The 25844-nt window shown below is 66.1% G+C and carries 23 protein-coding genes and 2 tRNA genes; 12 read left to right on the top strand and 13 right to left on the bottom strand.

Annotation, left to right across the window (positions count from 1 at the left end):
* The first annotated feature begins 4 nt into the window (after positions 1-4).
* Both ETR14_RS19850 and gspN read left to right on the top strand, forming a co-directional pair.
* Complete coding sequence (locus ETR14_RS19850; protein WP_129387935.1) at positions 5-580, top strand: type II secretion system protein N; 576 nt, start codon at positions 5-7, stop codon at positions 578-580.
* Positions 577-1194, top strand: coding sequence for a type II secretion system protein N (gene gspN / locus ETR14_RS19845; protein ID WP_129387933.1), 618 nt, complete (start codon positions 577-579; stop codon positions 1192-1194). Before ETR14_RS19850 ends, gspN begins: the two co-directional genes overlap by 4 nt.
* A 1-nt stretch (position 1195) precedes the next feature.
* Here gspN and ETR14_RS19840 read toward each other — a convergent pair whose 3' ends face one another.
* The 4 genes from ETR14_RS19840 to ETR14_RS19825 form a co-directional block, all read right to left on the bottom strand.
* Positions 1196-3367, bottom strand: coding sequence for a M48 family metalloprotease (locus ETR14_RS19840; RefSeq protein WP_129387931.1), 2172 nt, complete (start codon positions 3365-3367; stop codon positions 1196-1198).
* A gap of 228 nt (positions 3368-3595) precedes the next feature.
* Entirely contained in the window at positions 3596-6643 is a 3048-nt protein-coding gene (locus ETR14_RS19835; protein WP_129387929.1) for a M10 family metallopeptidase C-terminal domain-containing protein, read from the bottom strand.
* 357 nt (positions 6644-7000) lie between these two features.
* Positions 7001-7076, bottom strand: a tRNA-Ala gene (locus ETR14_RS19830).
* 97 nt (positions 7077-7173) lie between these two features.
* Entirely contained in the window at positions 7174-7497 is a 324-nt protein-coding gene (locus tag ETR14_RS19825) for a TIGR02300 family protein (protein ID WP_106512917.1), read from the bottom strand.
* Between the two features lie 112 nt (positions 7498-7609).
* On the opposite strand from ETR14_RS19825, the gene aroA reads away from it, so the two are divergent.
* The 5 genes from aroA to ETR14_RS19800 all read left to right on the top strand — a co-directional run bounded on the left by aroA (position 7610) and on the right by ETR14_RS19800 (position 12497).
* The gene (gene aroA, locus ETR14_RS19820) at positions 7610-8935 is read left to right on the top strand and encodes a 3-phosphoshikimate 1-carboxyvinyltransferase (protein WP_129387928.1); all 1326 of its coding nucleotides are present in this window, start codon (positions 7610-7612) and stop codon (positions 8933-8935) included.
* The gene (cmk, locus tag ETR14_RS19815) at positions 8932-9555 is read left to right on the top strand and encodes a (d)CMP kinase (RefSeq protein ID WP_129387926.1); all 624 of its coding nucleotides are present in this window, start codon (positions 8932-8934) and stop codon (positions 9553-9555) included. Before aroA ends, cmk begins: the two co-directional genes overlap by 4 nt.
* Before the next feature lie 205 nt (positions 9556-9760).
* A complete protein-coding gene (locus ETR14_RS19810; RefSeq protein WP_129387924.1) occupies positions 9761-11224 on the top strand; it encodes a pilus assembly protein in 1464 nt (487 codons plus the stop codon).
* A complete protein-coding gene (locus ETR14_RS19805) occupies positions 11221-11838 on the top strand; it encodes a TadE/TadG family type IV pilus assembly protein (protein ID WP_129387922.1) in 618 nt (205 codons plus the stop codon). Before ETR14_RS19810 ends, ETR14_RS19805 begins: the two co-directional genes overlap by 4 nt.
* Positions 11829-12497 carry a TadE/TadG family type IV pilus assembly protein gene (locus ETR14_RS19800; protein WP_129387920.1) on the top strand — a complete coding sequence of 223 codons (669 nt, stop codon included), beginning with the start codon at positions 11829-11831 and terminating at the stop codon, positions 12495-12497. Before ETR14_RS19805 ends, ETR14_RS19800 begins: the two co-directional genes overlap by 10 nt.
* Positions 12498-12532: 35 nt before the next feature.
* Here the strand turns inward: ETR14_RS19800 and ETR14_RS19795 are convergent, their stop codons facing one another.
* Genes ETR14_RS19795 through ETR14_RS19780 form a run of 4 tightly spaced genes read right to left on the bottom strand, consistent with a single transcriptional unit; the run spans position 12533 to position 16642 of the window.
* On the bottom strand, positions 12533-13861 hold the full coding sequence (locus ETR14_RS19795; RefSeq protein WP_129387918.1) for an ABC transporter substrate-binding protein: 1329 nt from the start codon (positions 13859-13861) through the stop codon (positions 12533-12535).
* Positions 13858-14682, bottom strand: a complete 825-nt coding sequence (locus ETR14_RS19790; protein ID WP_129387917.1) for a carbohydrate ABC transporter permease — start codon at positions 14680-14682, stop codon at positions 13858-13860. Before ETR14_RS19790 ends, ETR14_RS19795 begins: the two co-directional genes overlap by 4 nt.
* Entirely contained in the window at positions 14679-15545 is an 867-nt protein-coding gene (locus ETR14_RS19785) for a carbohydrate ABC transporter permease (RefSeq protein ID WP_129387916.1), read from the bottom strand. Before ETR14_RS19785 ends, ETR14_RS19790 begins: the two co-directional genes overlap by 4 nt.
* Complete coding sequence (locus ETR14_RS19780) at positions 15545-16642, bottom strand: ABC transporter ATP-binding protein (RefSeq protein WP_129387915.1); 1098 nt, start codon at positions 16640-16642, stop codon at positions 15545-15547. The genes ETR14_RS19785 and ETR14_RS19780 overlap by 1 nt, the downstream gene beginning before the upstream one ends.
* A gap of 387 nt (positions 16643-17029) precedes the next feature.
* Here ETR14_RS19780 and rpsA point away from each other — a divergent pair, with 387 nt between their 5' ends.
* The 3 genes from rpsA (at position 17030) to ETR14_RS19765 (ending at position 19483) form a co-directional block, all read left to right on the top strand.
* Entirely contained in the window at positions 17030-18733 is a 1704-nt protein-coding gene (gene rpsA / locus ETR14_RS19775; RefSeq protein WP_233222154.1) for a 30S ribosomal protein S1, read from the top strand.
* Positions 18734-19010: 277 nt separating this feature from the next.
* A complete protein-coding gene (locus ETR14_RS19770) occupies positions 19011-19310 on the top strand; it encodes an integration host factor subunit beta (protein WP_106512911.1) in 300 nt (99 codons plus the stop codon).
* 86 nt (positions 19311-19396) lie between these two features.
* Positions 19397-19483 (top strand) — tRNA-Leu (locus ETR14_RS19765).
* A gap of 202 nt (positions 19484-19685) precedes the next feature.
* Here ETR14_RS19765 and ETR14_RS19760 read toward each other — a convergent pair.
* The 3 genes from ETR14_RS19760 to ETR14_RS28515 form a co-directional block, all read right to left on the bottom strand.
* On the bottom strand, positions 19686-19907 hold the full coding sequence (locus tag ETR14_RS19760) for a hypothetical protein (protein ID WP_129387914.1): 222 nt from the start codon (positions 19905-19907) through the stop codon (positions 19686-19688).
* Entirely contained in the window at positions 19894-20031 is a 138-nt protein-coding gene (locus tag ETR14_RS28520) for a hypothetical protein (protein WP_165356536.1), read from the bottom strand. Before ETR14_RS28520 ends, ETR14_RS19760 begins: the two co-directional genes overlap by 14 nt.
* Before the next feature lie 62 nt (positions 20032-20093).
* Positions 20094-20768, bottom strand: coding sequence for a PilZ domain-containing protein (locus ETR14_RS28515; protein ID WP_165356535.1), 675 nt, complete (start codon positions 20766-20768; stop codon positions 20094-20096).
* Positions 20769-20960: 192 nt separating this feature from the next.
* Between ETR14_RS28515 and ETR14_RS19750 the strand changes: the two genes are divergently transcribed.
* Together ETR14_RS19750 and ETR14_RS19745 are read left to right on the top strand one after the other, a co-directional pair.
* The gene (locus tag ETR14_RS19750; protein ID WP_165356534.1) at positions 20961-22382 is read left to right on the top strand and encodes an ABC transporter substrate-binding protein; all 1422 of its coding nucleotides are present in this window, start codon (positions 20961-20963) and stop codon (positions 22380-22382) included.
* A gap of 14 nt (positions 22383-22396) precedes the next feature.
* On the top strand, positions 22397-22828 hold the full coding sequence (locus tag ETR14_RS19745; protein WP_129387911.1) for a DUF4112 domain-containing protein: 432 nt from the start codon (positions 22397-22399) through the stop codon (positions 22826-22828).
* 9 nt (positions 22829-22837) lie between these two features.
* Here the strand turns inward: ETR14_RS19745 and nadC are convergent, their stop codons facing one another.
* Together nadC and ETR14_RS19735 are read right to left on the bottom strand one after the other, a co-directional pair.
* On the bottom strand, positions 22838-23683 hold the full coding sequence (gene nadC, locus ETR14_RS19740) for a carboxylating nicotinate-nucleotide diphosphorylase (RefSeq protein ID WP_129387909.1): 846 nt from the start codon (positions 23681-23683) through the stop codon (positions 22838-22840).
* Positions 23680-25815, bottom strand: coding sequence for a prolyl oligopeptidase family protein (locus ETR14_RS19735; protein ID WP_371416706.1), 2136 nt, complete (start codon positions 25813-25815; stop codon positions 23680-23682). The genes nadC and ETR14_RS19735 overlap by 4 nt, the downstream gene beginning before the upstream one ends.
* Between the last annotated feature and the right edge of the window lie 29 nt (positions 25816-25844).

The raw sequence follows: 25844 nt of genomic DNA, 5'->3' as shown, positions 1-25844 counted from the left end.
GGACATGGCGATTTCGATGAATTTGGCAGCATTCCCGTTTGCCGGCGCGCGTGCGCGGCTGCGCGCCGGATCGTGGCAGAGATGGATCGAGGCGGCCCTGCTCGCGGCGCTCGCCTTTCAGTGCGCGGCTCTAATCTGGGCGCTGCTCGTGCCGGTGGGCGCGATCGGCGCATGGGAGCCGCAGATGCGGCAGCCGGCCGCCCCGGCGCTCTCCGTGCTGCGCGAGACCGACCCTTTCTTCCCCACCGGGGCGCGTGGCGGGACCATCGTGGTGACGTCGCTCAACCTCAGCCTGCACGGCGTGCGGCAGGATCAGGGATCGTCGCGCGGGTCCGCGATCATTGCCACCCCCGACGGCGTCCAGCACAGTTTCGGGGTCGGCGAGGAGGTGGTGCACGGGGTGACGCTCGCCGCCGTTGGCTTCGACAACATCACCCTGCTGCGCAATGGCGTTCGGGAGCAATTGTTCATGGACCAATCCGGTCCGGCCAAGGTCGTCGGTGCGCCGCCGGCGCCTGCGACCGGAACCGCCCCGCTTCCCCCGGCCGCACCCGCTTCCGCTCCGCCGGTGCGGCCATGAGCGCGGGTTTTCCGGTGAAGCAGGCCGCCTGGTTCGGGCTCGCGCTTCTGCTTAGCCTGGGCGCGACCGTGCCGATGAAGGTTGCGGCCAGTCATGTCGCGGGCGCGGTGACGGCGCGGGGCGCGGAGGGAAGCATCTGGCGCGGACGCCTCGTCGATCTCGGCATCGGCGGTCTCCGCCTCGGCTCCCCGGACGCGGTGGCGTTGCCAGTATCGCTCCCCGGCGGAGAGCCGATCCTTTCGCTCAAATGGTCTGGAGCAGGCAGCCTTCGCGGACGCGCGGCCTTTTCGACGCGCGGCGCGAGCGTCCGCGGCCTGACCGGAACCGTCGACCTGGTCGGCTCCGGGCCGTTGCCGCGCACCGCGCTCGCGCTCCACGATTTCAGCTTCGCGGCTCGCGACGGCCGTTGCGCCATGGCTCGCGGCCGGGTCAAGGCAGCGCTCTCCGATCTGCCGTTGCCGGTTCTCGAAGGCACCCCGCGCTGCGTCGGCGACCGGTTGTTGCTGCCGCTCACCGGCGACGGTCGCACCCTGACCCTGCGCTTCGACGGGGTCCGCGCGACGGCCGAGCTGCGCGGCCCCGGCGGCGTGATCCTGCCGGAGCGAGGGCTTTAGCTCAGCCTTCGCCGAGCGCTGCCGAGAGCGCCCGACCTTCCCGCTCGAGCACGGCGCGTGCATCGTCGGCAACCCGATACCGATGGATCAGCTCGGCAAAATCCTGCGCCGTGACGTCGCGGAATCGCATCGACCGGATTTCGATCTTGCGCTGCTTTGCCTTGAACCGCGCCCGTCGCCCTCTTGCCCGCCTCGGAAATGCTGCGTCCGGCTTCAGGAACACACTGAAGCGCAGCCCCCGGGTCTTCGCGGGGGGCCCGACGACATGATAGCCGACCTGCTCGATCTCGTTCCACGCCAGCGGGCGATCGATTCCGTCGAGGATGATCGCGTCCGGCGACAGGGTGACGAACGGCCTTGCCCCCCGCCGCACCAGCCACAGGCCTGCCGCGATGAACAGCAGGGCGAAGATCGCGATGATGCCGGCGAACAGATCGGCGCCTTCGGGAAAGGCATCGCTTGCCTTCACCCCGATCGCCATCGCGGCAAAGACGAGGCCAACCGGCATCAGGATCCAGCCACCCGCGGCGCCGCTGTCCCGCACGACGATCGTCTCCTCGCCGATTGCGCCCGCTGCGGCTTGGAGCTCGTCCCGGTAGGCCCGGTGTGCCGCGCGCGCGCCGCCGACGAGGTCCGCGCTCAATTCCCGGAACAGCCCGTCGGGATCGGCGAACAGCGCCGACACGCGGCCCAGTGCATCGTCCGCGGGCGCCGCCATCACGTCCTGCAACAAAGCCGGTGCCGGCGCGATGCCGAGTGCGGCGAGACGCTGATGTCGCGGCGGGTGGGTGTCGGTCGGATGTGCGTCCCTCTCCTCCTGCTCCTCGGCGGGATTGTCGAGCCCGCGCTGCCGCGCATGCGCGAAGGCGGCGGCGACCAGATCGTCGGGGGCGGTGTGCGGTTCTCGAAAGGCGCTGCCGAGCACCTCGCCGACGCGGCCCATCACCGCATCGTAGCGAAGCAGGGCGCGGGCGGCCGCCTCGGCGGACGTGATCCGCGCTCCGGCCTCGTCGGCCGCAAACTCTCGCAGGCGGCTCCAATGCATCACCGCGCGATCGAATCTGTTCATGACGAACAGGCCGAGCTCTACCGCCGGACGCGTGATCACGCCTTCCGAACCATCGGCGCCCCGCCCGGCCAGCACCATGGCGGCGAGCGAGCGGTTGACGCCGGCATAAATGGGCAGAAAGCGGAGGCTGTATTCCGTGTCGCCGCCCGTGAAATGGCCGAGCTCATGGCCGACGATCGCCTCCGCTTCGTCCTGACGCAGCAACGGGAGATAGGGCAACGGCAGGTACAATGTCCGTCCCTCAAACGTCTCGCCGCCCGGCGACAGGTACTTCGGGCCCGAGGTCACGAAGAACCCGCCGGTAAGTCCGACGACGATCTGATCCGGCCGCAGCGCGCCGAGCCGGTCTGCCAGACCCTCGACCCATTGCCATAGGCCCGGCGCCTGAGCACGCGAGAGGCTGCGCCCGTCGATCTCGAGCGGATCGGGTTGGAACAGGGCAAGTGTGGCGCGAAGGTTGAAGACGGCCTTGCCTGCCGTCCAGAGCGACAGGCCCATCACGATCACGGCAATCGCCATCATCTTGAATTCGCGGCCGTTTGGATTGTCGAGTTCGAGCAGCGGCTCGGCTTCGAAGGCGACCGCTGCAACGATGCCGAGTGCCGTCAGGACGACTTGCATGCCGAGCAATATCGGCAGGATCCGCCGCACCAGATCGAAACCGCGTTCGAGCGCATCCCGCGAACGCCGCCCCGCGCGTCCGAGCAGGTTTGCGCCGAGCAGCGTCACCAGCGAGATCGTCAGCACGATGGCGGCGCAGAGGACGACCGCCGTCGGCAGATGATTTCGGACGCTCGACACCAGCAGCGCCCGATCGAGCCGCTTCAGCTCCGCCTCAGCGACGCTCAGCGCTGCGGGTCCGACATAGACCATGCCGTTGGTGCGGAGCTGAGGCATGTCCGCGATGCTCGATCGCACCTCACCGGCGCCTGAAGCTTCGAGATCGGCGAGGACCCGAGCAACGTCCTGGTGCTGCGCGACGATCTCGGCATGGTGCTCCGGCGCGCGCTGCTGCTGCCACAGGCCAAGCGCGACAAAGGCGGCCGGAAGAATCAAGGTCGTCAGAAAGAGGAAAAAGCCCCCACGCAAACGGCTCGACATCATCACCCCCTTGTCGCGACTGCGCCGGGAAGAACGGCCGCAATCTCCCGAGGTCCGCAATAACGATCCGCGAACGAAGGTGGCAAGCCGTGAGCAGGAGAAGCACCGCCCGATCAATGCCGGTCGCCGGGACCAGGTTGGCCAAGCTACACCACGTCAGGGGCCCCGATCAGCGCGTTCTGAAACGGTCTCGGTGAACACCGCCAATTCCGCCTCCGCGCCGCGCAGACCTCAAAGTATGAAGTCGCTCGCCACCAGCGGGATCTGGCCGTGAAGCACGATTTGAAGGTCCGCCACGCCGTTGCCGTCCACGTCGCCGTAGATAATCGTGTTGCCACCGGATGTCTCCACGCGAAGCTGACCCGGCGTGGAGGTGAACGACTGCCCGCCGATGAACTTGAATGCCTGGTCGCCGGACAGCTTCGTGTTGGCGTCGATGCTGCCGAGGTGGATCCGGTCCCCTTGGGAACGCACGAAGTCGGTGATCATGTCGGCCGACCCGAGGCGAGACTCGCCGATCGACTGGAACACGAACAGATCCGCGCCGAGCCCTCCACTGAGCCGGTCTACACCGGCGCCGCCGATCAGCACATCGTCGCCACCCTCGCCGTAGAGGAGGTCGTCGCCGCCGACGCCATAGATCGTGTCCTGCCCTTCGCGGGCGTAAACCGTATCGGCGCCTTCCGTGGTGCGACGCGAGGCCGACGGCGAGAAGGTCTCGCTGGCGCTCGTGCCGTAAATCACGCCGCCACCTTCCGCCACATCCTTCACTTGGATCGACAGGGTCTGGAAATCCTCGAACGCGCCGTCGGTGGCAACCACGGCTAGGCGATAGACATTGTCGCCATTCGAATCGCGCGGCGTCTCGAAATCGGGCGCCGCGACGAACTGCAGGACGCCGGTGTTGACGTCGATGGTGAAGCGTGAGGCATCGGCGCCGCCGGCAATATAGTAGCGGGCCGGTTCGCCGTCCTCGTCCTTGGCCTGGACGGTCGTGACGATGCGGCTATTCTCGGCGACGCTGAGCTGGGCCTCTTCGCCGCCCCCATCCGAGAAGATCGCGAGGCCTTCGTTGACGTTTGTGATGGTCAGGGAGAGCTCCTGGAACGCTGTCGAATTGCCCGCGGAAGCGACTACGGTGAGGCGATAGACATTGTCGAAATCATGATCGGCGGGCGCCTCGAAATCGAGCGTCGAAGAGCCGGGTGCTCCGCGTAAATGGATCGAGCCCGTGGCAGAGTCGATGTCGAACAGGACGGCATCCTTGCCGCCGAGCGAATAGGTGATCGGTCCGTCTCCGCCCGCGGCGGTCGAGCTCACCTCGATCAGGCCGTTCTCAGGCAGATAATAGGTCAACTGGGCGGATTCGAAGACGACGGGCTCCAACGCGTTTGCCACGGTGACGCTGACGGCCTGAGTGTCGCTCGAACTGCCGTCGCTGGCGAGTACGATAACGTCAAAGACATTGTCGCCGTCGGCATCGGCCGGGTTCTCGAAGTCCGGCGCAGAAATGAACCTCAGCGCACCCGAGGTGCGATCGATCGCGAACAGCCCCGCATCGGCGCCACCGGCAATCTCGTAGCGGGCCTCTCGCGGGGTGGCCGGGCCGACCTGAACATAGCCGATCGCGACGTCGTTCTCCGCAACATCGAAGGTGCGCTCCGCCGTCTCGAACGCGACCCCGTCGTCGACATCTTCGACCGTGATCGACAGCGTCTGATAGTCGAACAGGAAGCCGTCGGTCACTCCGACGCGCACCTCATAGACCCCGTCACCATCGGCGTCGGCCGGCTGCTCGAAGTCGGGCAGCTCCCGGAAGCGCAAGGTCCGGGTGGCGGCGTCATATTCGAACAAGTGCGCGTCGGCGCCGCCGTCGATCCCGAATTGCAACCCGTCAGAGTCCGAGTCCTCGGCCGCAAGGATCGTCACGTTGCCGCTATTCTCCGCGATTGAGATCACGGCATGATCGCCGCCGCCATTCGAAGTGAACGTCGGCACTCCCTCATTCTCGTCGCTCACCTCGATCTGAAGCGACTCGCTCGTCACAATGGCACCGTCGCTGGCGCGGACCTCGATATTGTAGACTCGGTTCGCACCGAAGTCGTTCGGCGCTTCATAGTCCGGCGCGGCGACGAAGCTCAGCACACCGCTCGCAGCGTCGATCGTAAACCTCGCCGCATCCGTGCCGGCCAGCGAATAGGTCACCGCTCGACCCTCCGGATCGACTGCGTTCAAGGTCGCAACCGCAAGGCTGTTCTCGGCGACCATGATGGTCGGGGCGGGGACCGTGTTGAAATTTGTGAACACGGGCCGCTCGTTGACATTGGCGACCGTGACGGCAAGCGCCTGCGTGTCGATCAGCGAGCCGTCGCTCGCCGCCACCACGACATGGTAGACGTTATCGCCATCCGAACCCGAAGGCACCTCGAAATTCGGTCCCGCAATGAAGGCGAGCCCGCCGGTGCTGGCGTTGATCGTGAACAAGGCCGCGTCGGCGCCGCCGACGATCGAATAGGTGAGCGCGTTCCTCTCGGGATCGGTCGCGTAGAGGGTCATGAACGACCAGCTTTGATTCTCGGCGACCGTCACGGCCGCGGACTCGGCGCCGTTGTTGCTCCAGATCGCCGGCGCTTCGTTGACGTCGGCGATGGAGATCGCAAGCGTCTGGCTGTCCGTGACCGTGCCGTCGGTCGCCGAAACGACGACGTCATAGACGCCGTTGCGGCCGAAATCGGCCGGCGACTCGTGGTCGGGTGCAGTCACGAAGCTGAGCACACCGGTGGCGGCGTCGATCGTGAACCTCGATGCGTCGTAGCCGCCGGTGATGCTGTAGGTTACCGAAGGCCCGGTAAAATCGCGCGCAACCACCGTTGTCGCGACCGTCTGGCCTTCCGCGATTGAGAAGGAGGCGCTGGCGGCGCCGCCGTTCGAGGCGATGAACAGGCCTTCGTTTACGTTGCCGACGGTAATGGTGATCAGCTGGAACGCCGTCTCGGCACCGTCCGTAATCTTGATCATCAGGTCGTAGGTGCCGTCACGGCCGTAATCGTCCGGCGCTTCGAAATTCGGCGCCTTGTTGAAGGTGATGACGCCGGTGCGCGGGTCGATATAGAATTTCGAAGCGTCGTAATAAGCGGCGATGGAGACGTTCACGACTTCGCTGAAGTTTGCGAAGCTGTAGGTGATCGGATCGCCTTCGGCGTCTGTGGCGGTGATGCGCGCCGCAATCAGGTTGTTCTCGTCAACGGTATAGGCCGTCCCGGACGTGAATGAAGGCATGGATCACCCCTCCTGAATTTTTCAGAGGTGTCATGAGCCGTCGGCGGATTAGATTTGGTCAAGACGCGTGGCTAACACGCTGTTCACGAAACGACTGCCCCCGCTCAACGGCCGTCGGCATGCGCGTAAAGACGCTCGGCTTCGTACCGGCCTACGGCCTTCTCGATCCTTTTGAAAACTTCGAGACGAATATCCGTGAGCGCTGATACGCGGATCAATCATTGTTCAGGGAGCGCCCGAGCAGGGATCGTTGCAGCACGCTCCGCCAAGACCCGATCGGAATGTGGAACGGAGACGTGGAAGCGCCGGCGCCGGCCTTGGCAAGGCGCCTGCATCTGCACGTCATCTTTTCTTGAATGGTGGAGCCGAGGGGGATCGAACCCCTGACCTTCGCAATGCCATTGCGACGCTCTCCCAGCTGAGCTACGGCCCCAAACCTTTTCGAAGCGCCGGCGTCTGGACCGCCGGGCTGGTGGCGCCGCCTTTAGAAGAGGCCGGCGGCGCCCGTCAAGCCGGTTAAAACGAGATCTTCAAACCTCGTCTTCGTCGTCGCCCGCGCCGGGCACGCCGATGTCGTCATCGCCGCCGAGATCGACCTCGTCGTCCGGATTCTCCTCGGCATCGTCATCGATCTCGAGATCTTCGGCCGCGAGATCCACGTCCTCCTTCTCGTCCAGATCGACCGCCTTCTTCGGCGCATCGAACGGCAGCGGCTGCTTGGATTTCAGCACCGGTTCCGGATCCCATGCGACGCCGCACTGGATGCAGGTCACCGGGTCTTCCTTGCCGAGATCGTAGAAGCGGGTGCCGCATTTCGGACAAGTCCGCTTCGTGCCCCATTCAGCCTTCACCATCGGTGAGAAGTCTCCACTGAAAATTGAAAAAGCGGCCCTCGCGCGAGTGGCGCTGGCCGTGTTGTGCTGCGCCTTGCCACATGGGTAGGCCGCTGTCAAAAGCCAACCCGCCATGCACCATGAAGATCCCCAGCCGATGGAATTCGGCCCCCGCGGCCCGCTCAAGGGCGTCGCCACCGTCCCCGGCGACAAGTCGATTTCGCACCGCGCCCTGATGTTCTCGGCGCTCGCCCGCGGCCGCAGCCGCATCGAAGGGCTGTCGGGCGGCGGCGACGTCATGTCGACGGCCGCCGCGATGCGGGCAATGGGCGCGACCATCAACCGCACTGCGGATGGCGCCTGGGAGGTCGACGGCGTCGGTACGGGCTGCCTGCTTCAGCCCGAGACCGCGCTCGACATGGGCAATAGCGGCACGTCGACGCGTCTGCTTATGGGGCTCGTCGCGAGCCATCCGATCACCGCCACCTTCGTCGGCGACGCCTCCCTGTCTAAGCGGCCGATGAACCGGGTGATCGATCCCCTGCGCAAGATCGGCGCCGAATTCACGGGCGCGCCCGGCGGACGCCTTCCGCTCACCGTGCGCGGGCTGTCGCCGGCCGCGCCTGCCAGCCACGTCCTTCAGGTCGCGTCCGCGCAGGTGAAATCCGCCCTGCTCCTCGCCGGTCTCAACACGCCGGGCGTCACCCGGGTGTTCGAGCCGATCCCGACCCGCGATCACAGCGAACGCATGCTTCGCCATTTCGGAGTCAACATCCGCGTCGAGGAACGAGATGGCGGCCGCGACATATCGCTGAGCGGCCAGGCCGAGCTTCAGGCGCGCCCGGTCACCGTTCCCGGCGACCCGTCCTCCGCCGCCTTTCTCGCGGCGGCGGCGCTGATCGTCCCCGGCTCGGACGTGCTGATCAGGGGCGTCTCGGTCAATCCGCTCCGCGCCGGTCTGTTCGAGCTGCTGCAGCTGATGGGCGGCGATCTCGTCCTCGAAAATCCTCGCGACGCGGATGGCGAACCGGTCGCCGATCTTCGTGTCCGCCATTCGCGGCTCCGTGCGGTCACCGTGCCCGATCGCCTGGTGCCCTCGATGATCGATGAATTCCCAATCTGGTTCGTCACCGCCGCCTTCGCCGAAGGCACCAGCCGCGCCGACGGCCTCGGCGAGTTGCGGGTCAAGGAATCCGACAGGATCAGCGCCATGGCCTCCGGCCTAACGGCGATCGGCGTCCGCGCCGAGGAGAGCCCTGAAGGGCTCGCCATCGAGGGCAATGGCGGCGCGCCGGTGCGCGGCGGCGGCACCATTCTGTCGCAGCTTGATCACCGCATCGCGATGAGCTTCGCCATCGCCGGCCTACATGCCGAGCGGCCGATCGGCGTCGACGACATGGCGCCGGTCGCGACCAGCTTCCCGCCCTTCCTCGACACGATCGAAAGCCTCGCCGCATGATCGTCGCGGTCGACGGGCCGGCGGCCAGCGGCAAGGGTACGATCGCCCGCGCCATCGCCCGCCACTACGGCCTGCCCCACCTCGACACCGGCCTGCTCTACCGGGCCGCCGCCCTCGCCTTGCTCCGTGCCGGCGGCGACCCGGCGGACGCGGCGCAGGCGGCTAAGGCATGCGCGCTGTCCGGCATCGATTTCGACGACCCGGAGCTCAAGAGCGAGGCGACGGGCGGAATCGCATCGCGCATCTCGGCCTATCCCGGCGTCCGCGCCGCATTGATCGCGCGCCAGCGCGACTTTGCGGCGCAGCCCGGCGGCGCGGTGCTCGACGGACGCGACATCGGCACCGTGATCGCGCCGCAGGCGGACGCCAAATTGTTCGTCACCGCATCGGCCGAGGTCCGGGCGCGCCGCCGCTTCGACGAACTCGCCCGGCTCGGCATTCCGATCCCGTTCCCGGATGTGCTTGCCGACATCGAGACCCGCGACGCCCGCGACCGCAACCGCGCCGCAGCGCCGCTGGTGATGGCCGAAGATGCCCATCGGCTCGATACCAGCATGCTCGGCATTGAAGAGGCGATCGCGCAGGCGATCGCCGCGGTCGAGAGGCGCGCCCGCGCCTGACCAGTCGCCGGTCGCTCCAGGCCTTTCCTCCCGCACGTAGATCATTCCTCATGAGGCGTCGTTTACGCCTCTGAAACGCTCCGCCGTTTAGAAGCGGCTCCGAGTCCGGCTTGGTAGGGAGTCGGTAAGGATTGGATGCGAAACTGCCCGGTGCGACCGCATCTGGCAGCCGCGGCCGCGATTACGCCGCGGAGGAGCGACTGGGATGAAACGGATGGGTTTGAACCGCCTGCTGCCGCGCCTGAAGCAGGATCGTGGCAACGCGCTGCCGATCATGGCGGCGGCGATGCTGCCGATCATCGCCGCGATCGGTTCGGGTGTCGACACCGCCCGCATCTACATGACCAAGAGCAAGCTGCAGGAAGCCGTCGATTCCGCGGCCCTCGCCGGCCGCCGTGCGATGACGAACGACGACATCGAGACCGCCAAGCCGGCGGCCCGCTCCTACATCACCTTCAATTTCCCGGCCGGCTACAATGAGACGACGCCGGTGGTCACCACGATCACGAAGCCCGATGTCGGCACCGTCAGCGTCAAGGCGGAGACCACCATCCCGGCGACCTTCATGCGCCTGTTCGGGATTAGATCCTATCCGATCACGGCAACCAGCGAAGCGAAGCAGAATTTCGATAATCTCGACATCATGCTCGTCCTCGACACCACCGGGTCGATGGCTGGCACCAGGATCCAGGGACTTCGCTCTGCCGTGCTGGCGCTGTACGATCAGCTCGCCGAAGCGCAGACGACGCTGAAGAGCCAGGGACTGCGCCTCCGCTACGGCATCGTGCCCTACTCGCAGACGGTCAATGTCGGCAAACTGCTGAACTCGAATTACATTCAGACCAGCCAGGTTCCCTATTACGCGACGGTATACAGCCAGAACAAGGTTGTTCCGGTCGATCTTCCGGACTTCGTCGCGGGAACAGGCGACTTCCCGTACACGACCGAGAAATGGGCGGGATGCATCGAAGAACGCAAGACTTCGAACGGCATCACGGCCAACGATACGCGCGACGGGGCGCCGGCCGATGCCTACGATCTCGACATCGACATGATTCCGAGCGCGGACAACCAGACGAAGTGGAAGCCTTATTCGGGCTTTCCGACGAGAGGCCAGAGCGGCTCGACCTTCAACGTCAATTGGCAGTGCCCGACTCAGGCGACGCTGCTCGCCGAGCTGACTCGCAGCCAGATGAACGACAAGGTCAATGCGCTGAACCCGGCGGGTACGACCTATATCGACATCGGCATGATCTGGGGCACACGGATGATTTCGCGCAATGGCGTGTTCGGTGGCGACAATCCGACGGTCTTCAACCGGCGGCCGGTGCAGCGGTTCATCATCTTCATGACCGACGGTGAGATGAACACGCCGCGCGGCGAGTATTCCGCCTATGGCTACGAGGTGAAGGACGGCCGGGTCGGCGGCACTTCGGACGGCGACAACAATGGGCGCCACCTCAAACGCTTCAGCATGGCATGTAACGCCGCCAAGGCGCGCGACGTCTCGATCTGGACGATCCAGTTCGGCACCTCAGGCGACACGGCAGCGCTGAGAAACTGCGCGTCCAACCCCGATCAATTCTCCATGGCGACAAGCTCCGATGCGCTGATCAGGCGCTTCGTCGAGATCGGCAAGAACATCGGTCCGCTGAGGCTTTCGAGATGACCTTCTTCAAGAAGCTCCGCAGCGATGAGCGCGGCGTCACGATCGTCGAATTCGCGCTGATTTCGATCCCGATGCTGACCCTGGTGCTGGGCAGCATCGAGTTCGGGCTCAGCATGTTCGTCAAGGCATCGATGGACGGCGCGCTCAAGCAGGCTGCGCGCATGGCAACAACCGGCGACGTCGCGATCACCGGAATCAACGGAACCAAGATCGACGCGATGGTGCGACGGCAAGTCTCCATCGTCAGCGGTTCGAACATCGTCATCAACAAGATGTCTTATGATAAGGCGAGTCAGATCCGTAAGCCGGAACGCAAGACCAGCGGCGGCGCAAGCCCGCCTTATTGCTTCGACGACGAGAACCAGAACCGGACCTGGGATACGGATCCCGGAACCGAGGGCCTTGGCGGCGCGGACGACATCATCAACTATCGGGTGAGCGTTACGTACAATACGTTGTTCCCGTTCATCACCAAGTTCGTGACCAAGAGCCGCACGGTCTCGCTCTCGTCCGAGGTCACGCTGCAGAACGAGCCGTTCGCAGCGGGTACCGACAAGGCGATCAAGAATTGCTGCGTCGACGCCGCCGCCGGAAACCCGGTGACGTGCTCGTGACGAGCGCCGGCTTTCGGCTGACCACCCTGCTGCGCAAGCTCCGCAGCTCGGAGTCGGGCCTTGCCTTCGTAGAATTCGCGATGTCGCTGCCGATCGTGCTGATGATTTCGATGTACGGTCTGGAAATCGCGTGGGTGGCCGTTCAGCAGCAAAAGGTGAACCAGCTTGCCGCGGTCAGCGCCGATGCGGCCGCGCGCGTGCGCAGCACCATCGACGAAACCGATCTCGTCGAGATCCTTACCGCCGCCAAGGTCACCGGTCAGCAGATGAAATTCGCCGAAAACGGTCGACTGATCCTGTCGTCCGTCCAGCTGAACGCCGGCGGCACAGGCCAGTGGATCCGCTGGCAGCGCTGCATCGGCGATCTCAAGGTGAACGGCACCTATGTCCCATCCAAATATGGTGCGCAGGACGCCGGAAAGACGGATGCGACTCTTCAGGGGGTCGGGAGGACCAGATCCCTGGTAGCCCCCAGCGGTAACGCGATCATCGTCGCCGAGCTGACCTACAATTACCAGCCGCTGATCTCCAACGCCTTCTTCGGCGCGCGCGTGCTCAAGGCGGAAACAGCCTATCTGGTCCGCGACCGGACGGATCTGAGCATCTCCAACAACGCGCCGCTGGCCGCGACCGATGTTCGCACCTGTGCGGTCAGCTGATCGGGCGGCAACGAAGGGCTCCTGCGGAAACGCGCTCAATCTGCGTTGGTGAGCAGCTCGTTGACCCGCCGCTCGGCATCGGCAAGCGCCTGGTCGACCGGCTTGGTGCCGGCGACGGCGGCCGCGATCTCCTCGCCCACCAGTCCTTCGATCGCCCCCTGCCGCCTGACGTAAGCGGGAAGCGGCGCCCCGATGCGGGCCAGCGGCGCGATGTCGCCGCGGTGGGGAAGCGCGGCGAAAGCGGGGCTTTCGACCACTGCCTTGAACGCCGGGATATGCCCCGTACGCGCCCAGTCGAAATTGTGCGCAGCCATGAACCGGAACAGGCGGACCAAGGCCCGATGCTGCTCCGGGCTGCGCTTGCGCTTCGGCATCACCCAGGCATGGCCGTCGACGAAGGCGGCGGCGTGACCCCACAGGCGCGGATAGGGCACCACTGCATAGGCACCGGAGAGCGGGCGTCCCTTGGCCTCCGCTTCCTGCTCGAACGGACCGATCATCCAGGTCCCGGTGAGGAACACGCCGCCATCCCCGTTGATGAAGCTCGCGATCGCGGCGGGGTTGTCCTGGTTGCGGGTGGTGAGCCCTTCCCTCTCCAGTGTCCGGAACAGCTCCACCACCCGTTTCGCTTCCGGCGTGCGGAGCCGGATATGGTGCCCGTCCGGGTAGAAGTTCGCGTCTTGGGCTAGCAGGAAGGAGTAGAGATTGCGAACATGGGTGGCGGGATCGTTGACCTGCGACTGGACGAAATACGGCTTGCCCGTCGCCTCCTTGAAGCGCCGGGCTTGGTCGAGCAGCTCCGCCGCCGAACCCGGAATAACCGGCTTGCCCCCGTTCATCAGACCCGCCGCTGCAAACAGCTTCGTATTGACGTGATAGAGCCCGCCGACCGTGTCCCAGGGCAGCCCGTAGACAATCCCGTTCTTTGTCACTCCGCGCCGGGCCGCGTCGGTGAAATCCTCGGGGCGAATGCCCGCTTCGCGCAAAATGGAGTCCATCGGCTCGAGCAGGCCGCGCGACTGATAGTCGGAGATGACGCCCTGGTGCATGGTGACGAGATCGGGCGGATCGCCGGCGGCCATTTGCGCCGCGAGCTGCGCATAACCAGGCCAGGCGACGACGTTGACGTCCAGCCCGATGTCGCGATTCTGGGCCCCGAAGCGGTTGAAAAGGGCGGTAACGATCCCGCATTCGCCTTCCGCCGATCCGATCTGGATGGTGCGCCCGTAAAGCGCGCCGCATTCCCCGAAGAAGCGCTGAACGTAGATGTCCGGCCGTCCCTCGCCGCGACCCTCGCCCTCTTCCCTGCTGCAGCCGGCGAGCGCGGCGGCGAGCGCAAGCGCAGAAAGCGTTCGCCGCATCATCGCGCCGCGGTGCCCGCCATTGCCCGCACGATCTGCTTCTGGAACACGATGTAGACGATCAGGATCGGGATCGACGCGAACACCGCCTGCGCCATCAGGAAGCCGAGCCCGCTCGTCTGCGCATAGTTCATCTGCGACGAGGCAAGGCCGATGGTCAGGGTGAAGCGCTCGCTGCGGGTCGCCGAGATCAACGGCCACCAATAATCGTTCCAGGAGCCGAGGAAGGTGAACACTCCCAAGGTCGCTTGCGCCGGCCAGGTCAGCGGCAGCAGCACCCGCCAGAAGATCGTCAGCCGAGAGGCGCCGTCGAGCAGCGCCGCCTCATCCAGCTCCTTTGGGATCGCCCGGAAATATTGGGTCATGAAGAAGACGCCGAACGGGCCGACCAGGCCGGGCAGGATCAGCCCGGTGTAGCTGTTGTGGAGGCCGAGCGTTGCGAACAGCTGGTGTCGGGGCAGGATCACCGCCTGTTCGGGAACCGCGAGCCCGAGCAGCACGAATACGAACAGCGTACGCCGAAAGGGAAAATCGATCCGCGCGAAACCGTAGCCGGCGAGCGAGGCGAGAACCAGCATCCCGGCCGTGGTGCCGAGCGACACGATCAGGCTGTTCGCCAGCCAGCGCAGAAGCGACGATCCCTGCAGGATCGCCCGGTAGTTTTCGAGCGTATAAGGCGCGGAGAATGCGGCCGCACTGTCGCGCATCAATTCCCCATTGGCCTTGAACGAGAGCAACAAGGTCCAGAGCAGGGGCGCGGCCATGATCGCCGCGCCGAGCAGGACCAGGATCCAGGCGACCGGGGACAGACGGTGCGCGCTCATCCCTCCTCCCGCGGCCGCACCGCCCAATATTGCAGCAGGGTCGCCGCGAGCACGAGCAGGAACAGCATCTCTGCCGCAGCCGAAGCATAGCCGAGTTCCCAGCGGACGAATGCCACCTCGTAGATGAAGAGGACGACCGGGCGGGAGGCGCCGCTCGGCCCGCCCGCGGTCAGCAATTGCGCCTGGCCGAACAGCTGAAGCTGCGCTGCGGTCTGCAGCATCACCACCAGGATCAGGGTTCGGCGCAGCGACGGCAGGGTGATCCGGCGAAAGCGAGTCCAGGGTCCGGCGCGGTCCAGCGCGGCTGCTTCGTAGATGTCGGCCGGGATCTGCTGCAGCCCGGCGAGGAAGAGCATCATCGGCAGGCCGATCGACCACCAGATGGTGGTGATGGCGAGCGCCGGGATGGTAAGCTCGGGATCGCTGAGGAACGGGATTGGCGGGCGCCCTGCCGCTTCCAGTATCTCCGCGACCAGGCCGGCGTCGGGAGTGAGGATGAAGCGCCAGATCAAGGTGACGATCGTCACCGACAGCACCGAAGAGGAGAAGAACAGGCCGCGCAGCCAGGCCGCCGAACGGGTCGGCCGGTTGAGCGCCAGCGCCAGGCCGAGCGCGATCGCCGTCAGCGGCGGCACGATCATCAGCGTCAGCAGCAAGGTGTTGCCCAGCGCCTGATGAAAGATCGGATCGCCGAACAGCCGCACATAATTGTCGAAGCCGACGAAGGTGCGGGCACCGAACAGGTCTGCGCGATGGAGGCTGATGCCCATCCCCATCAGCAACGGGTAGAAGAGGATCACGACGTAGAGGATCAGGAACGGCGCGACGAATGCGAGCCCGGTCCACCGCGCGCTCCGCCCCATCAGCCGGCCGCCTCCGCATGATGTCCGACGCCGTCGGCATCGAACAGATGGGCAGCGGCACCGTCGATCCGCAGCCCGATCGCGTCGCCGATCCGTACCCGGCTGTCTCCCCGATCCTCCGCGGTAATCGGCAGGTGGTCGTCCGCACGCGCATAGACGAAGGTGCGGTCGCCGAGCCGCTCGACCAGCTCCACCTTCGCGGCGAGCGTGCCGGGCTCGTCAGGGGAAACCCGGACGTGCTCCGGGCGCAGGCCGAGTTGATACGCGCCTTCCGCCGGAAGCCCGCCGCGCGGAACGCGGGTGTCGACTTCGAAGCCTCCGGCCAGCCGTACGCGGGCATAGGATCCGGTGCCGTCGATCAGGGCCGCGGGCGCGAGCGTCATCACCGGTGCGCCGACGAAGCGCGCGACGAAGCTGTTCGCCGGGCGCGCGTATATCTCCATTGGCGCGCCGACCTGCTGGATTTGCCGATCCGCCATCACCACGATCCTGTCGGCGAGGGTCATCGCCTCGGCCTGATCGTGAGTGACCATGATCACTGCCGCATCGACCCGCTGGCGCAGCTGGGCGAGCTCGACGCGGGTGCGCATTCTCAGCGCCGCATCGAGGTTCGACAATGGCTCGTCGAGCAGGAACAGGCGCGGCTGCTTGACGATAGCTCGGCCGATCGCGACCCGCTGGCGCTGGCCGCCGGAAAGCTGGCCCGGCTTCTTGTCGAGCTGGCTCTCGATCTCGAGGATCCGAGCTGCCTCGGCGACCCGGACGGCGATCTCCGGGCGCGGCACGCCGGCATTCCTCAGCCCGAATGCCATATTCTCGAATACGGTCATGTGCGGATAGAGCGCATAATGCTGGAACACCATCGCCACGCCCCGATCGCCGGGCGGCAAGGTGTCGATGCGCCTGCCCTCCAGCCACACCTCGCCGCGGTCGGCAGTTTCGAGACCGGCGATGATCCGCAGCAGAGTCGATTTGCCGCTACCCGAGGGACCCAGGAAAGCGATGAACTCGCGCCCGTCCATCGCCAGCGAGACGCCGTCGAGCACCGGCACGGCGCCATAGGCCTTGCCTACATCGTTCAATAACAGGCTGGCCAAGAAGCCTCCCTCTCCTGCCGGGGACTGTCGACGAGCGATGCTGCGACGTCAAGTTCGGCGGCCCACCGCAGCCGCTTTTTCCGCCCAAGAAGAAGAGCTTGCGCTTCCGGCGAGAAGGTCCCTTGCCCCTTTGCCGGCACTCCTCTATATGCGCCCCGTCCAGCGGGCCTAAGCGCCTGCGGAGTCTCGGTTTTGGATAAGCGCGTGGGGTGCGGCGAGAGGCCCGCCCTGATCGCGCTGTTTTTGCTTATCCACCCGCCGCTTCGCAAGCGCCTTTTCGCCCGCCAGGACAGCCGCATCGGCATGGGGTCGTTGCGGCAGTCGGGTCAAAAGACCGTCGGAGACAACCGGCGGCCGGCAAAACAAACACGAAGGAAGACTGAAAACATGGCCACTACGGCAATGCCCAGCCGCGACGATTTCGCGGCCCTCCTAAACGAAACGCTCGGCGGCGAGAACGAAGGCTTCGAAGGCCGCGTCGTCACCGGCACCGTCACCGCGATCGAGAATGATCATGCGGTGATCGACGTCGGCCTCAAGTCCGAAGGCCGCGTTCCCCTGCGCGAGTTCGCCGCGCCCGGCCAGAAGGCCGAGCTCAACGTCGGCGACAAGGTCGAAGTCTATGTCGACCGCGTCGAGAACCACCAGGGCGAAGCCATGCTCAGCCGCGATCGCGCCCGCCGCGAAGCCGCCTGGGACAAGCTCGAAACCGAATTCACCGCCGGCAACCGCGTCGAAGGCGTCATCTTCGGCCGCGTCAAGGGCGGCTTCACCGTCGATCTCGGCGGCGCCGTGGCCTTCCTGCCGGGCAGCCAGGTCGACATCCGGCCGGTCCGCGACGTCACCCCGCTGATGGACATCCCGCAGCCCTTCCAGATCCTCAAGATGGATCGCCGCCGCGGCAACATCGTCGTGTCGCGCCGCGCCATTCTGGAAGAGACCCGCGCCGAGCAGCGTTCCGGCCTCATCCAGTCCCTCGCCGAGGGCCAGGTGGTCGAAGGCGTGGTCAAGAACATCACCGATTACGGTGCGTTCGTCGACCTCGGCGGCATCGATGGCCTGCTCCACGTTACCGACATCAGCTACAAGCGCGTCAACCATCCGTCGGAAGTCATCAACATCGGTGACACCGTCCGCGTCCAGATCATCCGCATCAATCGCGACACCCAGCGCATCAGCCTGGGCATGAAGCAGCTCGAGGCGGATCCCTGGGAAGGCGCCGGCGCCAAGTACCCGGTCGGCGGCGTGTTCCGCGGCCGCGTGACCAACATCACCGAATATGGTGCGTTCGTCGAGCTGGAAGCCGGCATCGAGGGCCTCGTCCACGTTTCGGAAATGAGCTGGACCAAGAAGAACGTCCACCCGGGCAAGATCGTCTCCACCTCGCAGGAAGTGGACGTCGCGGTGCTCGAAGTCGACGAGGACAAGCGCCGCATCAGCCTCGGCCTCAAGCAGGCCCAGGCCAATCCGTGGTCTGCCTTCTTCGAGCAGAACCCGGTCGGCACCGAAGTCGAGGGTGAAGTCAAGAACGCCACCGAGTTCGGCCTGTTCATCGGCCTCGACGGCGACGTCGACGGCATGGTCCACATGTCCGACATTGCCTGGGGCGTCACCGGCGAGGAAGCGCTCAACCTGCACCGCAAGGGCGAGACCGTCCGCGCCGTGGTTCTCGACGTCGATGTCGAGAAGGAGCGCATCAGCCTCGGCATGAAGCAGCTCGAGCGCGGCGGCGTTGCCAAGGGCGGCGCGTCCGGCGGCGTCAACAAGAACGAGACCGTCACCGTTACCGTTCTCGAAGTCCGCGACGGCGGCCTCGAGGTCCAGGTCGGCGACGACGGTGCGACCGGCTTCATCAAGCGCACCGATCTCGGCCGTGACCGCGACGAGCAGCGTCCGGAGCGTTTCCAGGTCGGCCAGAAGTTCGATGCCTTGGTCATCGGCTTCGATCGTTCCAAGAAGCCGAACTTCTCGATCAAGGCGCTTCAGCTGCACGAAGAGAAGCAGGCGGTTGCGCAGTACGGCTCGTCCGACTCGGGTGCGTCGCTCGGCGACATCCTCGGCGAAGCGCTGAAGCTCAAGGGCGACCGCTAAGGCCACATCCGGTTCCGGATCGGGCGCCGCCCGATCCCGGCCCGGCACCGAAGCGAATGGGGCAGGTGGTTCTCGGACCGCCTGCCCTTTTTGTATCCCGACCCGAATCTGGGCGATCGCGCCAGTCGGGGGCGAAAGCGCGACTTTTCGAGAGCTTACGCGGTTGCGGATATTGCGTTTGCGAAAGAATTCCTGTTTAACTTCGATCAGCGGTTCCGGAAGGGGTCCCGACGCCGCCCGACGACAACCGCGTGTAAAACTTATTTGGGGGAAGCCCGTGATCCGTTCCGAGCTGGTCCAGAAACTCTGCGACGACCATCCCGATCTGACGGGCAAGGAAATAGAGCGTGTGGTTTCGGCGTTCTTCGATGCCGTGATCGACCAGCTGCAACATGGCGGCCGCGTCGAACTGCGCGGCTTCGGTGCGTTCTCGACCCGCGAGCGCGACGCCCGCAAGGGCCGCAACCCGCGCACCGGCGACACCGTCGATGTCGACGCCAAGCGGGTGCCCTATTTCAAGCCCGGCAAGGAAATGCGCGAGCGCTTGAACCTGGGCGCCGTCCAGGCCGCCGAGTAAGCTGCGCGCCGGCGGTTCGCCGGTTGGCCCCTGTTCGTCCGAAACCTCTTGCCTCTCCGTGCCGCCGCGCGGCACAGGGGGCCCGTGCGGGCGTGGCGGAACCGGTAGACGCCGGAGACTTAAAATCTTCTGCCCTTCGGGGCGTGCGGGTTCGAGTCCCGCCGTCCGCACCAGATCAGACGCCCACTTGGTTTGCTGGCAGGTGCCACCGCCGGCGGAAGCCCTCGCCCCGATGGGCGCGCTGCAGCACCGACGCGAATCCGGGGCTAATCCGCTGTTGAAGATCGCCGCAGACCAATATGAGGCCGTATGTCCCGTGCCGGCAGGCGCATTCGCACAGAGGGACTAACGGCCCAGCCTCCAGCCGCCGTAACGTCAGAAGAACAGGCCGGCGGGGATCAACATCACTCCGAGCAGCACCGGCAGGCAGCCCCAACCGAACTTCAGGCAGCCACCGCGTGCCGGATCGGGCGTTCCCGATCGGCTTCCCTCATTGGCGAGTGCGCCCGGCGGCGCCTGCAGATCGGGCGACACGCTCTCCGTGATCTTGTCGGGTCCGGTGCCGCGCGTCGGATCGGCGGGCTCATTGATAGCCACGTTCGCTGCTCCTTTCCTCGGCCGCCTCTCGCTGGGCGCGCTCCATCGCCTCGCGTTCGGCGTCGGGCTGCGGCACGGCGGTCTGATCGTCGGGATCGGGTTCCGTCTGCGTCTCATCGTTCATGGCATCGTCCTCCGTGCGGCCCCAACCGCGGCCGGCGGCGATCCGTTCCTACCGTCTTAAGATCAGGGGCGCGCGCTCTCATAAGCAGCGCTGCCGCTGGTTGCCGCCGACGCGCTGCCGCCGTACGAGCCCAGCCATTCGGACAGAGCCTGGAAGCTCAGCGGCTGAAGAAAGTGGATCCCGGCGAAATCGCCATCGATGCGGGTGATCGCGCCGGGGATCAGACCGTGCCAGCCGCGCAGCCCGACGATCAGCTCGTCGCCTTCCATCACCATGTCCTGCGTTTCGACACCAAGCCCCTCCTGCGAGATGTCGCGGGCGCGAACGAACAGCAACTGGCTGCCGATCTGAAGGCGAGCGCGCGCATCGATGGCGATGCGCGGTGCCGTCCGCCGGTGCTGCGTTCCTTCTGCGCCGAGCCACGCCTGGACGTCGATCGTTTCGTCGAAGGCTGCGGCGATGCCGCGGGCTTCCAAGGCGTTAATCGTCGCGGCAATCATCCGGTCGTCGAGCTCGATCCGAACCCGCTCGCCCGGGGCGACCCGCGCATGGCTCTCGGCAACGAAGCCGCGCGACGAGATGCTCTTCACCACGCACAGATGTTCCCCGCGCCCCGACGCGAGCTTGGCCGCGCGGTAGACGGAGATCGGTCGGCGCTGTCGCAGTTCCTCCTCGGTGACGACAACCGCATCGGCATTTGCCGCGCCGCGCGGCGCACGTTTGGCCTTGGTGCTCATATCTTCCCCCACACGGCGGTCCGCGGCTCGGGCCGAGTCCGGTTCCGTCGTTACGGAGGAGATATAAAGCGACATGGTTGATGAAATGTTAGCCATGATCCGGGTGCACGAGGCCTCTAATAATCGCGCGCAGGCTGCGCTATCGGTCCGGCGATGAGGGTAGACCGGAGAGCGTGCAGCGCGGCATTGGCCGTGATCCTGGCCTTGGCCGGCTGCCGGGCTGAGGAGACCGGCCCGCTTTCGGCGGTCGGCATCGGCGGCCCGCCGCGGCTGCTCGATCCCAATTCGGAGCCGCTCGACGCGCCCTCCGCCTTCCTGCTGCAAAGCGTCGCCCAGGGGCTGGTGCGTTTCGATGCTGCCGGCGAGATCGAGCCGGCCCTGGCCGAACGCTGGATCGTCTCGGATGACGGCCTTCGTTACACTTTTCGCTTGGCGCGGCTGCAATGGCATGATGGCAGCAGGATCACTGCCGAGCAGGTCGCCGCACGCTTGCGCGCCGCCGGTGCCCGCGGCAGCGAAAATCCGCTGAAGCCGATTCTCGGCGCGATCGACGAGATCGAGGCGATGACGGACGAGGTCATCGAGATCAGCCTCAAATCGCCGCGCCCGAACTTCCTGCAATTGCTGGCACAGCCGGAGATGGCGGTGCTCCGCAAGCGCGAGGGCTCCGGCCCCTATGTCGCCGCGCCGCGCCCCGACGGCGGCACCTTGCTCACTCTGCCGCGCAACGACGAGGAGGAAGATGGCGGCGGCCCGGTTCGGCACACGCCGATCATCCTCTCGGGCACGCGCGCCGCGATGGCGATCACCCGGTTCGTCGCCGGCGATGCCGATGTCGTCCTCGGCGGAACGCTCGGCGAGCTTCCGCTTGCGCGTCAGGCAGGCGTCGCCTCCAATGCACTCGTCTTCGATCCGACCAACGGCCTGTTCGGCCTCGAGGTCGTCTCGATCGAAGGTCCGCTTTCGACTGCCGAAGTCCGGCAGGCGTTGAGCATGGCGATCGATCGCCAGGCCCTCGTCGGTGGTCTCGCCATCCAGGGTCTGTCCCCCCGCGAGACGATGCTGCCGGCCGGAGTGGAAGGCCTGGCACCGGCCGCACCGGCCTGGACAGCCCTGCCCCTGGGCGAGCGGCGGGCACTGGCCGCGCGAACGATCGCGGCCGCCGCCCTGCCGCGACCGCTGCGGATCCGCGTCGCCTTGCCGGATCGCCCTGGTTACCGCCTGCTGTTCGCCCATCTGCGGCGCGACTGGGCGGCCATCGGCGTGGCCGCGGAGCGGGTCGATGCCGAGACGAAGGATGCCGATTTGCGCCTGATCGACGAAGTCGCGCCGGTCGGCCTCGCCAGCTGGTATCTTCGCCATTTCGAATGTGCGGCGAGCCCAATCTGCGATTCCGAAGCCGATGGCGCGATGGCCGGCGCTCGCCTCGCCCCCACCGCGGAAAGCCGGCGAAGCTTTCTTGCCGCTGCCGATCGGATCCTTGCCGACGATGCGCCGTTCATTCCGCTGGCGTCACCGATCCGCTGGTCGCTCGTGTCGCCGCGACTGACCGGCTTTCGCGCCAATCCATTCGCGCGCCACCATGCGCTCGATTTGATCCGCGATCAGCCCTGACGGAAGGAAGATCGATGCGCCAGGACCAGTTCGAAACCCTCGCTGCACAGCTGCCGATCGGCCGCGACGCGGCCTCCGTGCGCAAAAGGGTCGAGGCGATGGAGCTGTTGCTGGAGCGCGCCTTCGTCCTCCCCGGCACCAATTATCGGATCGGCCTCGATGCCGTGGTCGGTCTGGTGCCCGTCGTCGGGGACCTCGTCACCACGGCGATGGGCGCATGGATCGTCTGGGAGGCCCGCAACCTGGGCATGCCGAAATGGCATCTCGTCCGGATGGGCAGCAATGTCGGCTTCGACGCCCTGGTCGGTGCCGTGCCGCTGGTCGGCGATCTGTTCGACTTCGCCTTTCGATCGAACTCGCGCAATCTCAGGATCGTCAAGCGCTGGCTCGACAAGCATCATCCCGAAACAGGGGTGATCGAGGGCGAAATCGTCGATCGACGCTGACCTGCGCCGTCAAAGCGTGTCGAAATCCAGTCCGATGTCCGCTGCCGGGGCGGACTGGGTGATCCGGCCGACAGAGATAAAGGTGACGCCGGTCTCCGCCTTGGCACGGATCGTGTCGAGGGTGACGCCGCCGCTCGCTTCCGTCGGCACCCGCCCCGCCACCAGGCCGACCGCCTCGCGCAAGATCTCGGGCGCCATGTTGTCGAGCAGCAAATGGGTTGCGCCGGCGGCAAGCGCCGGCGCGATCTGATCGATCCGATCGACCTCTACGATGATCCTGGCAATGCCGGCTGCCGCCGCGCGTCGCACCGCCTCCGCGACTCCATCGGCGACCGCAACATGGTTGTCCTTGATCATCGCTGCGTCCCACAGCCCCATGCGGTGATTCTCGGCGCCGCCGACCTTCGTTGCATATTTCTCGAGACGCCGAAGCCCGGGAATGGTCTTGCGGGTGTCGAGCAGGATGGCGCCGGTGCCGGCGATCGCATCGACATAGGCGCGGGTCAGCGTCGCAATGCCCGAGAGATGCTGGATCGTGTTCAGCGCCGATCGCTCGGCCGTCAGCATCGCCCGCCCCCTGCCCGTCAGCCTCAGCAGATCGGTTCCGGCGGGCACCCGCTCCCCCTCCTCCACCAGCCGCTCGATCGCGACGTTCGGGTCGAGGGCGCGGAAGAAGGCCTCCGCGATCGGCAGACCTGCGACGACGATCGGATCGCGGCTGTCCATGACGCCGCGAAAGCGCGCATCGGCGGGGATTACGGCCTCCGACGTGATGTCTCCGCCGGGGCCGAGATCCTCGGCAAGGGTGGCGGCGACAAAGGCGTCGAGATCGAAGCCGTCGAGGACGAAGGTCATTTCGCCGCTCCAAGCTCGCGTTTCAGATAGGCCATCAGCAGGGCGGCACGCTTGGCGTCCTCCGCATGATCGGCACCGACCGAATGCCCGCCTTCGAGATATTCGTGGAAGTAGAAACGGTTGCCATATTCGCCGAGCCGCGCCGCCATCTTGCGGGCATGGCCGGGATGAACCCGGTCGTCCTTCGTCGAGCTGTAGAAGAACACCGCCGGATATTTCACGCCCGGCTTCAGGTTCTGATAAGGCGAGTAGGCCGACAGGAAGGCCCAGTCCTCCGGCTTGTCGGGATCGCCATATTCGCCGACCCACGAGGCACCGGCGAGCAGGTGCGAATAACGCTTCATGTCATGGAGCGGCGAACCCGAGATCACCGCCGAATAGAGATCAGGCCGCTGGGTCAGGGCGGCACCGACCAGCACCCCGCCGTTGGACCGGCCGGAAATACCGATCCTTCCCTTGGCGCTGACGCCGGTGCGGATCAGGTCTTCGGCGACCGCGTGGAGATCGTCGAAGCTCTTCTGCCGGTTCTCGCGCAGCACCGAACGATGCCATTGAGGCCCATATTCGCCGCCGCCGCGGATGTTGGCGAGCACATAGGCGTTGCCCTCCTCTACCCAGAACATGCCGAGCGGTCCGGCCCGGTAGGGCTGGCCGGTGAGGTAGCCCGGCGTCTGCGCCGCCCGGAATCCGCCATAGGCATGGATCAGCGCCGGCACTGCCCCTCTGGTCCCTTTGCGGCGCACCAGGAAATAGGGGATCCGGGTACCGTCTCTGGAAGTCGCGAAACGCTGCTCGACACTGAACTGCTTCGCATCGAACTTGGCAGGGAGCGCCTGCACGCGCGCAGGCGTGCCATCGGTGCCGATTGCGTAAAGTGCCGGCGGGGTCAGCATCCCCTCCACAGTGGCGAAGGCGAGATCCGATTTGCCCGCGGTCGAGAGCAGATGGATGGTGCTGTTCGCAGGCAGTGCCGCCGGCGCCGCGGTCCAACGTCCCGCTTGATCGCGGCGAAGAGCGAACAATTTGCCGGAGACGTCCTCCAGCGCCTTCACCCACAGGACGTTGTCGGTTGCGGCGACCTCCTCGATCGCCTGCCGTGCGGTAGGCGCCATCACCAGTTCCGGGACAGCGCCGCGGCCCGCGGCGATCGGCTCGAGATCGTAGGCGATCAGCGCGCCTTCGGGGAAACGGCGGCCGCCTGCATCGAGCGGGCTCTGCAGCTTCGCAATCAGTCGGCCGCCGATCACGTCCTGGAAATCGGCATCTTGCGGCAGGGGCAACGGCACCAGCGCTCCGGCCGTGGTCAGCAGGCGATGCTCGCTGGTCCAGAAGGTCTTGCCGCGATTGACGAACGTCCAGCGACGCACACCGTCCTGTACCGCGACGGGTGTCACCGACACATCGCCCTTCTCGCCCTCATAGACGGTTCGCGCGGCGCTCAGCGGCGTCCCGCGCTTCCAGAGCTTGGCGATGCGTCCGTAGCCGGAGGCGGTCAGCGACTCCGGCCCATAATCGGTAACGACCAGCAGAGTGTCGCGATCGACCCAAGCGATGTTGCTCTTCGCTTCCGGCAAGGTGAAGCCACCGTCGACAAAGCGGCCGCTCTCGAGATCGAACTCGCGCACCACGTCGGCATCGGTGCCGCCGGGGCTCAATGACACGAGGCAGCGGCGGTAATCGGGTGCAAGGCAATCGGCACCGTGCCACACCCAGCTCTTGCCCTCGGCCTTGCCGAGCGCATCGACGTCGATCACCGTTCGCCATTGCGGGGTGCCGGCGCGGTAAGCCGGAAGCGGCGACACTCGCCACAGACCGCGAGGATTGTTCGCGTCGCGCCAAAGGTTCAGGACGCGATCCCCCACCACCTGATCGGGCGTCGCAATCTGCTGCTCGTCGTCCAGGATCGCCCGCGCGCGGCTGCGATAGGCGTCGAACTTGGGGTCCTTGGTGAGCATATCTTCGGTGGCCGCATTCCACGTCTTCACCTGGGCGAGCGCACGGTCTCCCTCGATCTCCTCCAGCCAGAGGAAGGGATCTTCGGCCGCAGCTTGCGCGGCCACTGGGGGCTGCGCCGGCGGCGCCGATGCCGCGAGCAGAACCAGCGACGCGGCCGAAAACAGGAAGCGATTCAAGACGTGTCTCCCGGACAGCGAGGCGCGGA

Source organism: Sphingosinicella sp. BN140058 (genome assembly GCF_004135585.1).
GTDB lineage: Bacteria > Pseudomonadota > Alphaproteobacteria > Sphingomonadales > Sphingomonadaceae > Allosphingosinicella.
This window is presented reverse-complemented; position numbering and strand designations above follow the sequence as displayed.